This window comes from Streptococcus sp. KCJ4932 (assembly GCF_004352745.1).
Taxonomy (GTDB): Bacteria; Bacillota; Bacilli; order Lactobacillales; family Streptococcaceae; genus Streptococcus; species Streptococcus ruminicola.
Genome location: NZ_SJWW01000016.1, coordinates 15071 through 26309 on the forward strand (window position 1 = coordinate 15071; position 11239 = coordinate 26309).

At 37.2% G+C, this 11239-nt stretch carries 10 protein-coding genes and 1 pseudogene; all 11 read right to left on the reverse strand.

What is annotated here, in order from left to right:
- Window positions 1-81: 81 nt before the first annotated feature.
- The gene (gene rpsJ / locus E0E02_RS07600; protein WP_006531319.1) at window positions 82-390 is read right to left on the reverse strand and encodes a 30S ribosomal protein S10; all 309 of its coding nucleotides are present in this window, start codon (window positions 388-390) and stop codon (window positions 82-84) included.
- Window positions 391-662: 272 nt separating this feature from the next.
- Window positions 663-1961: an MATE family efflux transporter gene (locus tag E0E02_RS07605; protein WP_133018267.1), complete on the reverse strand. Its 1299-nt coding sequence runs from the start codon at window positions 1959-1961 to the stop codon at window positions 663-665.
- Between the two features lie 59 nt (window positions 1962-2020).
- Window positions 2021-3505, reverse strand: coding sequence for a threonine synthase (gene thrC, locus E0E02_RS07610; RefSeq protein WP_133018268.1), 1485 nt, complete (start codon window positions 3503-3505; stop codon window positions 2021-2023).
- A gap of 451 nt (window positions 3506-3956) precedes the next feature.
- Window positions 3957-5750, reverse strand: coding sequence for an acyltransferase family protein (locus E0E02_RS07620; protein ID WP_133018269.1), 1794 nt, complete (start codon window positions 5748-5750; stop codon window positions 3957-3959).
- A complete protein-coding gene (locus E0E02_RS07625) occupies window positions 5747-6127 on the reverse strand; it encodes an MORN repeat-containing protein (protein WP_133018270.1) in 381 nt (126 codons plus the stop codon). The genes E0E02_RS07620 and E0E02_RS07625 overlap by 4 nt, the downstream gene beginning before the upstream one ends.
- Before the next feature lie 17 nt (window positions 6128-6144).
- Window positions 6145-6576: a low molecular weight protein-tyrosine-phosphatase gene (locus E0E02_RS07630; RefSeq protein WP_074965575.1), complete on the reverse strand. Its 432-nt coding sequence runs from the start codon at window positions 6574-6576 to the stop codon at window positions 6145-6147.
- Window positions 6577-6815: 239 nt separating this feature from the next.
- Window positions 6816-7346, reverse strand: coding sequence for a hypothetical protein (locus E0E02_RS07635; protein WP_074965577.1), 531 nt, complete (start codon window positions 7344-7346; stop codon window positions 6816-6818).
- A gap of 172 nt (window positions 7347-7518) precedes the next feature.
- Window positions 7519-8517 (reverse strand): Holliday junction branch migration DNA helicase RuvB, encoded by a 999-nt coding sequence (gene ruvB, locus E0E02_RS07640; protein WP_074565269.1) that lies wholly within the window; start codon window positions 8515-8517, stop codon window positions 7519-7521.
- A 173-nt stretch (window positions 8518-8690) separates the two neighbouring features.
- Window positions 8691-9593, reverse strand: a complete 903-nt coding sequence (locus E0E02_RS07645) for an XRE family transcriptional regulator (RefSeq protein WP_133018271.1) — start codon at window positions 9591-9593, stop codon at window positions 8691-8693.
- A gap of 157 nt (window positions 9594-9750) precedes the next feature.
- Window positions 9751-11049 carry an adenylosuccinate lyase gene (gene purB, locus E0E02_RS07650; protein ID WP_006531307.1) on the reverse strand — a complete coding sequence of 433 codons (1299 nt, stop codon included), beginning with the start codon at window positions 11047-11049 and terminating at the stop codon, window positions 9751-9753.
- Window positions 11050-11141: 92 nt separating this feature from the next.
- Window positions 11142-11237: pseudogene (locus E0E02_RS09540) on the reverse strand (phosphoribosylaminoimidazole carboxylase); the annotation flags it as partial.
- Between the last annotated feature and the right edge of the window lie 2 nt (window positions 11238-11239).

Genomic DNA, 11239 nt, shown 5'->3' on the forward strand with positions numbered 1-11239 from the left:
TTAAAAAGTTTTTAATGAGCGTTTTTTATGCTCAAAAAAGTTTTTAACGAGCGTTTTTTGTGCTCAAGAATCAAATCCTTATTAAAGTTTGATTTCTACGTTAACACCACTTGGAAGATCCAATTTCATCAAAGCGTCAACTGTTTTTTGAGTTGGGTTGATGATATCGATCAAGCGTTTGTGAGTACGCATTTCAAATTGTTCGCGAGAATCTTTGTATTTGTGAGTCGCACGAATAATTGTGTACAAGCTACGTTCAGTTGGAAGTGGAACTGGTCCAGCTACTGAAGCACCTGTACGTGTTGCAGTTTCAACAATTTTTTCTGCCGCTGTGTCAAGTGTACGATGTTCGTATGCTTTCAAACGGATACGGATTTTTTTGTTTGCCATCTTTTTCTCCTTTTCGTCTATTTAAGATAATAGGCTAGCTCCTCAAGAAAACCAACACGTCTTTGCGTGGCAATGCAACCGAGCGTGTCGCAACCTCTTGTATCATAGCTAAAGTTACTGTATTAACAGCACCAGTATATAATATCAGATTTAACAGTGGTTTGCAAGGATTTTGCTCCCTTTTTTTCGATTTTTTAGAAGAAAATGTTTTCAGCTTTTTCTATTATTTTTTACAATGAAAAAACCAGACTTTCATCTGGTTAAAAATCCTGTTATTTAATAGTAGATTCTTGAAAAGAATTCATATATTTCTTGTAAAGAATATATAGAAAAATCCAACGGAAAATATTATCTGCCACGGTCGCTAACCACACTCCAGTTAGACCTAAGTGCAGACTTACACCAAGTACGTAACCCGAAATAATTCGAATAACCCACATTCCAAATGTCGTTGCATAAAACGGAAGTTTTGCATTTCCTAACCCTTGCCAAGCTGCCGTAAATATCAAGGTTCCCGCTGTTGCCGGCCCACCAACGAACGAATAAAACAAAACAACAAGGCTAGCATCTAGAGCAGCTTGATTAGAAGTAAACAAGTGCGTTAAGTAACCTCCAGAAAAGTAAATCGTAGCTCCAACAAGAAGCATAAGAGCAACAGAAATTAGATAGGATTCCTTAATCAATTGCTTGATTTCTTGGATATTCTTCTGCCCGAGGCTATGCGCCACAAGGATTACTGTAGCCGTAGCCACCCCCATCCCTGGCATGTAATTAAATTGTGTCAACGTTTCTCCAATAGCGTTACCAGCTACCACTTCCGTTCCAAACTTAACGATAATTGCCACAATAACCACATCACCTGCGCGCATCATTAAGCGCTCACCAGCAGCTGGCAAAGCAATTTTAATTAAATCACTTTCCAGTGTCCACCGGATGTTTTTGATAATCTTTTTAATCGGTAACTGACTGGCTAGCAACAGCGTTCCAACCAAACGTGCCAGAACTGTTGAACAAGCCACACCAACAATCCCCCAATGCAGAATAAATACCGCTACAGCTGACAAACCTGCATTTAAGACATTGGTCAACAAACTGATATACATTGGTAGTTGTGGTTTTCCCAAAGCCCGTAAAAAAGCACTCAAGGTCGTCATCAGCCCTAAACTAACAATCAAACCACCGACAATCGAAAGATAAAGACTGCCAGCTTGCGTGACTGCCGCATCTGTCCCAAGCCAAGTTAGAATCATTTTCCCTAAGCCAAGAGAAACGAGACCAAGAACTAAACTCAATCCAAGAGTAATCAATAAAGACTCAGATTGATAGTGAAGTGATTTTTGAGCGTTCTTTTCCCCAAGACTTTTGGCAACTAGACTTGAAACCGCCGCACCAAGAGCAATGAAAATCGCTTGATAAATGGTAATAATATTATTAGCTACAGAGACCCCAGAGACAGCAATTAAACCAACTTGTGCAACAAGATAGTTATCTACTACCCCCATAAGCATCTGCAAAAGATTTTCCATCATGGCCGGAAAAGCCAATCGAATAATTTTCTTTGTTTGTTTCATGATTCTATCGTAACAAAAAGAAAAGCCGAGAACCAGCCTCAGCTCTTACTTTATAATTTTTAAAGTCCTAAATAATCTTCAACAGCTTTTTGCATGTCACTTGTAGCAACAACTGTTTTGTGACGAACCTCAGCTGTCTCAAGTCCATTGACAGCTTTTGGAATAGCAACTCCTGATAATTTTTCAAGTTCTTTAACTGCCACAAAGTCATCTGCTGGCGCTTGACCACTGACAGCTTCTACAGCAACACGTGGGAATTTATATGGACTTGCTGTAGAGGCAATAACAGTCGGTGTATGATCACCAGTACGTTCAACATATTTTTGATAAACAGCTGACGCAACGGCTGTGTGGGGGTCTTCAACATAGTCACAAGCATCATAAACACGTTTAATTTCAGCTGATGTTTCAACTTCTGTTGCGAAACCAGCTTCAAACATATCAAGAATAGCTTGGTTAGCACCTGAAAGAGTGTACTCTCCTTCAGACACAAGTTTTTCCATCAATTCTTTTGTTTTAGCAGCATCGTTGCCCAAAAGATGGAAAATCAAACGCTCCAAGTTAGATGATACCAAGATATCCATTGATGGACTTGTTGTTACCTTAAACTCACGTTTTTTATCGTATGTACCTGTTGTGAAGAAGTCAGTTAAGACTTTGTTTTCATTTGAAGCACAAATTAATTTACCAACTGGAACACCAATTTGACTAGCATAGTAAGCTGCTAAGATATTACCAAAGTTACCTGTTGGTACTGTAAAATTAACTTTTTCGCCTGCTTTAATGTGCCCTGCTTTAACTAACTGTGCATAAGCGTAAACGTAGTAAACAACTTGCGGCACCAAACGACCAACGTTCATTGAGTTAGCTGATGAGAATTGTGTCTTGTGCGCAAGCAATTTTTCACGCAAAGCCACATCGTTAAACATACGTTTAACATCTGTTTGAGCATCGTCAAAGTTACCAGTAATAGCCACTACATGCGTGTTGTTACCAGTCTGTGTTGTCATTTGAAGTTCTTGAATTTTGCTGACACCATCTTTTGGATAAAAGACGATGATTTCAGTCCCTGGAACATCCGCAAAACCAGCCATGGCAGCTTTACCAGTATCTCCTGATGTCGCTGTCAAAATCACAATTTTATTATCAACACCTTGTTTTTTAGCTGATGTTGTCAAAAGGTATGGTAAGATTGACAAAGCCATATCTTTAAAGGCAATCGTTGAACCATGGAAAAGCTCTAGATTATATTGATTCCCTAATTTAACAACAGGAGCAATGGCAGGTGTGTCAAATTTTTCATCATAAGCCGAATTGATACAGTAATCTAATTCTTCTTCTGTAAAATCATCCAAAAATGCTGACAGAACTAGTTTAGCCACTTCTTGGTATGAAGCATCTTTTAAAGCATCAAAATCCAAAGCCACTTCTGGAAGTGACGTTGGGGTGAAGAGTCCGCCGTCAGTTGCCAATCCTTGTAAAATAGCTTGGCTAGCAGTCACTTTGTTATTTTCGTCGCGAGTTGATTGGTAAATTAACGTCATCACAAATTCCTCATATTAATAGATAGTCTTGCACCCATTGTATCATAATTATCAGAAAATTTATACAAATTTGTGCAATTTATCAAAAAAAGAGTAAGGCAAAGCTATTTTCTACCAAACAACAGCTTCATCCCTTACTCTACAAGTGCTTAATAACTATTTGAAAACTTTGACAACATCAGTCTTTTCTAAGTTTCCTTGTTTTTATAAATCGATTATTTTCCCCAACGTGAATCAACACCAGCAATAGAAATCCAGACGCTTGCTAAAACGTCATAGAACAATTCAGCCACCTTTTTCGCTCCCTTCTTCTCACGTTTAATGTCACATGTATTATAACGCTACAAACTGTTGATGTAAAGGGATTTTCTTAGATTTTTCGACGTTATATTTTCTAACATAGAATGGTAGTTCCCTACACAAAAAAGCCAACCGAAGTTGACTTTTGATATTAACTATTAGTTTCACCTTTTGCAGGTCTCTTAGCTGATTTATCAATTGCTTTTTGAATGGTTTTAACGTAAAGGTCAGCACCTGTCGTATTAGCGTCACTATAGTGAACACCATCAGTACCATTCCAAATTTCTGGATGACTAGTTGCTGTTTTATACCAATCAGCAATAGTAATGTAGTTATACGTTTTCGGTAAACTCAATTCATAATCACGCGCCTGCTTAACTTTCGCTTCATCGCTAGCATTATATGGTGTCACAATAATCAAGCGATAACCATCTGGCAAAGCATCAATAAATTGTTGAATGTCTTCTTGATAATGATCGAGTGAATTCACACCAATTGCAAGCACTGTTGTCTTAGAAAGTGTTCCACTCGAAATCTCATTTTGGAAAATTTCAAACGCATTGTCAAAGCTACGACTTACCGCTGCATCTAATTGAGCATTAGGAAGCAGGCTTGAGAATGCAGCACTTGAACGCAGAGCAACAGAATCTCCAATCACAGTTACATCACTTAAAGCTCCCGCATCACCAGCTGTCACGGTATGCGTACGATTCAAATTCGTTTGAGCTTGTTGTAGTGAGTTAACCAAGAGCCCTGTTTCAAAATTCCCCATAGCTGGTGCTGTAGCAACAGTTATCAAAGTTATCAAAGCTAAAACAGCTGAGCTACCATATAGCCATTTCTTATAAGGAGATAAATCCAAAGAGATACCAAATGGTTTAACTGGCTTACCAGCAAGAAACGGTTCAATCACATAATAAGATAAGGTTGAAAATACCAATGATAGAATAACCGTCAGCACAACAGCAAATCCATTTGACATCAACTGTGTAAAGATAATGTAAAATGGCCAGTGGAAAAGATAAACACCATAACTAACATCAGCTAAATAGTTGATAATAGCAGGTTCTTTTGCATTTGGCGTTTGATCATTTAGGACACGCGCCGCATAAATCATTACTGTAGCAAACAAACTTGCTAAAACAAATCCAAATAAATAAGTGATGCGTTGGTCAAATTTCAAAGTAAACATCAATAAAACTAAGAGAGCTGCGCTCACTAGCATTGTGACGATACTACGTTTTGTAGACCACAGGCGAACATTCTTTTTAAAACGAATAGTTGTTTCTCTAATACCAGTCATCGTTGCCGCCATAGCCCCTAAGAAGAATGGAAAACTATGCGTCAAAGATGAGAAATAAATCGTTGAAACGTTGTCGACAAAGAAAGCTCGGACAAACATTGTTAGGAAACTTCCAGTAAAAAATACCGCCGAAATCGCAAAAATCAAACTACGGAATTTTGCCAGATTATCTTGATGTCTTCCCAATAACCAAACTAAAAATCCCCAAATTAAATAGAAATGCATCTCAATTGCCAAACTCCATGTGTGGACAAAGAGATGTGGAATAAATTGCGTTTCGTAATTACCACCTGTGATAATTTCAAAGAAATTTGTTGTAAAACCAATTGCTGCAGCCACTTGACTACCAATACTTGCCACATAGTCTCTGCGAACCAAGTAAGTAAATGGCATGACAATCAAAATCATCAAAATTAGCGGTGGAACAATCCGATAAAAACGTCTCTTATAAAATCCTAAAAGATCAATTTTCTTGTTTCTCGAATACTCATCAATCAGCAAAGCTGTAATCAAATACCCTGAGAAAGTAAAGAAAATGTCAACACCGATAAAACCGCCTGGAAAGGCCGTTTTAAAGAAATGATAGAGCAGAACTAGGAAAAGCCCAGTTACCCTAACCATTGAAAACCATTTTATTCTCATTTTTGAAAAATCCCCTGTTTAAAGGTTCCTGTATACACCTTACCATTTTGTGCTGTTAGAGTGCCTTCACCATCTGGTTGACCATTTTTAAATTCACCTTTATAAATCCAACCAGAATGTGAGGTAAAGACGCCCTGGCCTTCAAACACACCATCATTAAAATTACCTTCGTAGCAATCCCCATTTTCATAAGTCAACTTACCTTGACCATTCATACGGTGATTGACCACATAACCCGTGTAGGTGATTTTACCATTGTCATACGTTAAGGTTGTCTTTGATTTCACCGATAAAGTAAAGACCGACAAACCACAAATGATAAGAATTAAAACCGTCAGAAGCTCAAGGCGTCCTCTGGTTATTTTGATTTTTTTCATTTTTACTCAACTTCTCTTTAAGAATTTCTTAGTCGCGCTAGCCATTGCTCACAGCCACGCTTAACCAACTCATAGGTAGCATCAAAATCACCTGTAAACCATGGATCTGGTACACCGCCATCTACAAAAAGAAAGATTTTTTCATCAAAGCGTCCTCGTGACATTTCTTTTAAATCTGCCACGTTATTCCTATCCATCCCAATGATGACATCAAAATCTCGAAAATCTTGATAAGAAATCTGTTGTGATGATTTTTGATAATCATAAGCAATATGATGCTTTTTAAAAATACCTTGTGTCCCGTGATGAATAGGATTGCCATGTTCCCAGTTAGAAGTCGCACGACTTTCAATTAATAGATTTTCACTAGAAACTAAATCCTTCATCACAAATTCAGCCATCGGACTACGACAGATATTTCCTAAGCAAACAAAACAAACTTTTTTCATGTTCTCTCCTACGTAGTCAGTAACTGATTGTTTAAAACTTCTTTTATCATTATAACAAAAAAAGAAGTCTTATCACATGCAAATTCCTTTATCTGCTGACTTTAAGAAAAAATTAAGGCAGGCTTCCTATAATATAGACAATCCTAAAACTTTTCTTTTTCATAATCTCCTGAGAGGGCTCCGCTTGCGGGGCCCTCTCGTTTTTTATAAAAAGTTCTTAGACAACTAAGAACCTTTAATTATTTATTCGCATTTAGCTCAACTTGTAGTAGCATGGCAAAAACAATCTCCAAAAATACCATCACTAAACTAAGACATGTCATGCTCGCCATGTGACCTAAGACAAGTGCAAGTATCGGAATCAAAATAGCAAAAACAAAATATGTTCTTGATTTATATAGCCATGAATAGGGTAAAAGATGCGCTCCAAAAACCATTGTATAAACCATAAGCATTTTTTCAGGTACCGCACTAAAGACCCACATAACAATCAATAAATAAATCAATTGGTTGCAAGTAAATAAGAAGCCTAAATTCGTTAAAGGATTTTCTTTGGAGAAGATATCAACATTCAGCCATTTCCCAACAAACCAAGAAAGTGGCAACAATGGACATGAACAACAAAAAATCAAAAGATTTTGAAAAGGAAGTGATACCTTCATCATAGTTACCAAGGTTATTAAAACCCAGATAATGATGGACGCAACAATAAAAGGTTGCCCTTTTCTCTGACTAACAATCATATCTTTTCGTAAAACTTCTAAATCCATAATCTTGCTCCTATAAGCACTTTTTCTCAATTATACCACACTCCATAGCCATTTATAAAACAAAGAAAGAACCTTGGAAAACCAAGGTTCTTTCCGGAGATTATGAAAAAGAAAAGTTTTAGGATGGTTATAGTATATAAAGACTTGCTTAAACTTTCCTTAAGATAATATTTTATTTTTCGGCATAAGGATATCCCAAATGGTCATAAGCTTTAGCAGTGGCTACACGACCTGTACGTGTACGCATAATAAAGCCTTTTTGAATCAAATAAGGTTCATACATATCCTCAACCGTATCACGTTCTTCAGCGATATTAACAGAAAGAGTTCCCAAACCAACTGGACCACCATTATAAACTTCAATCATAGTACGCAAGATTTTTTGGTCAATGTAATCAAGCCCTTCATGATCGACATCCAGCATTGTTAAAGCTTTATCTGTAATATCTTTTGTAATAATACCATCACCCATAATTTGAGCATAGTCGCGAACACGTTTTAACAAACGGTTAGCAATACGCGGTGTACCTCGGCTACGTCGCGCCAATTCTTGTGCAGCTTCATGCACGATTTCCATTTCAAAAATATCAGCTGTGCGTTCAACAATTTCTGTCAAATCGTCAACCGCATAATATTCCATATGCCCCGTAATTCCAAAACGCGCACGCAATGGATTCGAAAGCATCCCTGCTCGAGTTGTTGCTCCAATTAGCGTAAAAGGTGGCAAATCTAAATGAACACTACGACTAGTCTCACCATTACCAATCATAATATCAATATAGAAATCTTCCATCGCGCTATAAAGCACTTCTTCTACCGCCATCGGCATACGATGAATTTCATCGATAAACAAAACATCCCCAGGTTCCAAATCATTCAAAATAGCAACCAAATCGCCAGCTTTTTCAATAGCTGGACCTGAAGTTTGTTTGAGATTCACCCCTAATTCGTTAGCAATCACAAATGCCATTGTCGTCTTACCAAGACCCGGAGGTCCAAACAATAGCACGTGGTCAAGTGATTCATCTCGTAATTTAGCAGCTTCAATAAAGATTTTCAGCTGATTTTTAACCTTATCCTGTCCAATATATTCTTTTAAATATTGAGGACGAAGCGTACGTTCCACAAATTCTTCGTCACCCATGATATCATTATCTAAAATTCTACTCATAGCCTTATTATACCAAAACAAGAGCTGTCAGTGAATTGTTTTGATGAGTTCTATCCTAGCCACCAACCTGTTAAGAATACTGTAATTCCTTTTAACATTCGCTTCTTCTCCCCTTTCTCTAATTTCTGATATTATTGTAAAAGGTTCGAAGAAAAAACAACATGACAAAAATGTCATGTTGCATCATTTTCCCACTCTTCAGAGATTTTATAAGCCAAATAATTATCACCAATTAAATTAGCATACAAGACAGCTTCTTCATACAATTTCTGAGCCCGCTCGACATCACCTGTACATTTTAAAATATACTTCCATTCAATCATGTTTAAAATAGGTTTCTTATGATAATCTTGAATTTTTGCCATAAGACTTTTTAACACCACAAAAGTACTATCAATTTCATCCCACATTTCTAAATCTAACAATATACTTAAACTATTGAATAAAGCATTGTTCAAGACGAATACTTCCTCTAAAGAAAGATTTTTTTCCTGTTTCAAAAGATTTTTGGCAATATCCCTAAAGTCTTCTTGATTAAACATAAAGTATGTATAGTCCGAAGCATTAGCACAAACCATATATAAATCAATAATAATCAAATCATTAATAGAATAATGTTTTTTTGTCTTTATCTGATGAAAATAATCTTCCAATAGCTTAGTAGCTAAGTGACTATTATCCGTCGTAAAAACATCAGCTTTTGAGCGCATACACTCCACAACTAATTGTTCCTCTTCTGGCAGGTCATCATAAAAATCATCATAAATCTCATCAAAGTAAGAATCTTTTTGTTTTACACGTTCTTCATCCTTGTACGTTGGCGTACGCAATATTAAATACTTCAACTCTTTATACCGCTTAGGTAATTCTAAACTGTCACCATCAGTTAAGGTACCTAATTTTACTCCCAGACGATTGGCAATGAAGTTTGCTTTACTGAGATTGGGTATTGATTGATTCAACTCGATTCTGGCTAATTGTCTTACTGATAATTCTGTTTCATCTCCACAGAATTCTTCGCGTGAGATTCCCTTTTCCTCCCGCATCAAGCGGATCTTCTCCCCAAATTTTTCCACTTCAATCTCCTGTTTTATTAAAAAAATCTGCTTATTTCATATTTTAACATACCGCTTTCATTTGACAAACTATTTTCATTAAAAATAATATTTTTTCTAATGAAACATTTAATAAAAAATACCCAAGACTTTCGTCTCAGGCACTTTTTTGATTAAATTAATCTCCTAAACCAATACGGTTAAAGATTTCATCAACACGTTTAGTGTAGTAAGATGGGTTAAACAATTCATCGATTTCGTCTTGAGTCAAACGTGAAGTGACTTCTTCATCAGCTTCAAGAAGTGGTTTGAAGTCAACTTGGTTATCCCAAGAATAAGCTGTTTTAGGTTGGACAAGGTCGTAAGCTTGTTCACGTGTCATACCTTTTTCAATCAATTTAAGCATAACACGTTGGCTGAAGATAAGTCCAAAAGTAGAACCCATGTTGCGAATCATGTTTTCTGGGAAAACAGTCAAGTTTTTAACGATGTTTCCGAAACGGTTAAGCATGTAGTCGATAAGGATTGTTGTATCAGGTGAGATGATACGTTCAGCAGATGAGTGTGAGATGTCACGTTCATGCCAAAGTGACACGTTTTCGTAAGCTGTTACCATGTGACCGCGGATAACACGCGCAAGACCTGTCATATTTTCTGAACCGATTGGGTTACGTTTGTGAGGCATAGCTGAGCTACCTTTTTGGCCTTTAGCAAAGTATTCTTCAACTTCACGTTGTTCAGATTTTTGAAGACCACGGATTTCAGTTGCCATACGTTCGATTGATGTTGCGATGCTAGCAAGAACAGCGAAGTATTCTGCGTGAAGGTCACGTGGAAGAACTTGTGTTGAGATTTCTTGAGCACGGATACCAAGTTTTTCACATACGTATGCTTCAACAAATGGTGGGATGTTAGCGAAGTTACCAACAGCACCTGAAATTTTACCAGCTTCGACACCAGCAGCAGCATGTTCGAAACGTTCGATGTTACGTTTCATTTCGCTGTACCATGTTGCCAATTTCAAACCAAATGTAGTTGGTTCTGCGTGGACACCGTGAGTACGGCCCATCATGATAGTGAATTTATGTTCTTTAGCTTTGTTAGCAATGATTTCAAGGAAATTGTGCAAATCTTTGCGGATGATTTCGTTAGCTTGTTTGTAAAGGTAACCGTAAGCTGTATCAACAACGTCAGTTGATGTCAAACCATAGTGAACCCATTTACGTTCTTGACCAAGACTTTCAGAAACAGCACGTGTGAAGGCAACAACGTCGTGACGTGTTTGTTGTTCGATTTCTAAGATACGGTCAACGTCAAAGCTTGCATTGGCACGGATTTTAGCGACATCTTCTTTAGGAATTTCGCCTAGTTCAGCCCATGCTTCGTCAGCCAAAATTTCAACTTCAAGCCAAGCTTTGTATTTATTTTCTTCACTCCAAATTGCCGCCATCTCAGGGCGTGAATAACGATCGATCATGTTTAAGATATTAAGGGTGTTAAACAAAATTGGTTAACAACCCTATCTCCTTTCCTTTTTTAAGTTATATATCAATAAAATAACTAACGCATTTAATTAAAATCTTCCTTACCAATTTCAACAGATGGATAGCGAGGTAAAGTTGTCAAATCTGTATCAAGTGGTAAAGCATAAGCAGCAAGGTAATCAC

Bases quoted from the DNA above. Each gene is read 5' to 3' on its own strand.
- thrC (WP_133018268.1), bottom strand. From the start codon at position 3,505: ATGACGTTAATTTACCAATCAACTCGCGACGAAAATAACAAAGTGACT.
- E0E02_RS07635 (WP_074965577.1), bottom strand. From the start codon at position 7,346: ATGGATTTAGAAGTTTTACGAAAAGATATGATTGTTAGTCAGAGAAAA.
- rpsJ (WP_006531319.1), bottom strand. From the start codon at position 390: ATGGCAAACAAAAAAATCCGTATCCGTTTGAAAGCATACGAACATCGT.
- ruvB (WP_074565269.1), bottom strand. From the start codon at position 8,517: ATGAGTAGAATTTTAGATAATGATATCATGGGTGACGAAGAATTTGTG.
- purB (WP_006531307.1), bottom strand. From the start codon at position 11,049: ATGATCGATCGTTATTCACGCCCTGAGATGGCGGCAATTTGGAGTGAA.
- E0E02_RS07630 (WP_074965575.1), bottom strand. From the start codon at position 6,576: ATGAAAAAAGTTTGTTTTGTTTGCTTAGGAAATATCTGTCGTAGTCCG.
- E0E02_RS07620 (WP_133018269.1), bottom strand. From the start codon at position 5,750: ATGAGAATAAAATGGTTTTCAATGGTTAGGGTAACTGGGCTTTTCCTA.
- E0E02_RS07625 (WP_133018270.1), bottom strand. From the start codon at position 6,127: ATGAAAAAAATCAAAATAACCAGAGGACGCCTTGAGCTTCTGACGGTT.
- E0E02_RS07605 (WP_133018267.1), bottom strand. From the start codon at position 1,961: ATGAAACAAACAAAGAAAATTATTCGATTGGCTTTTCCGGCCATGATG.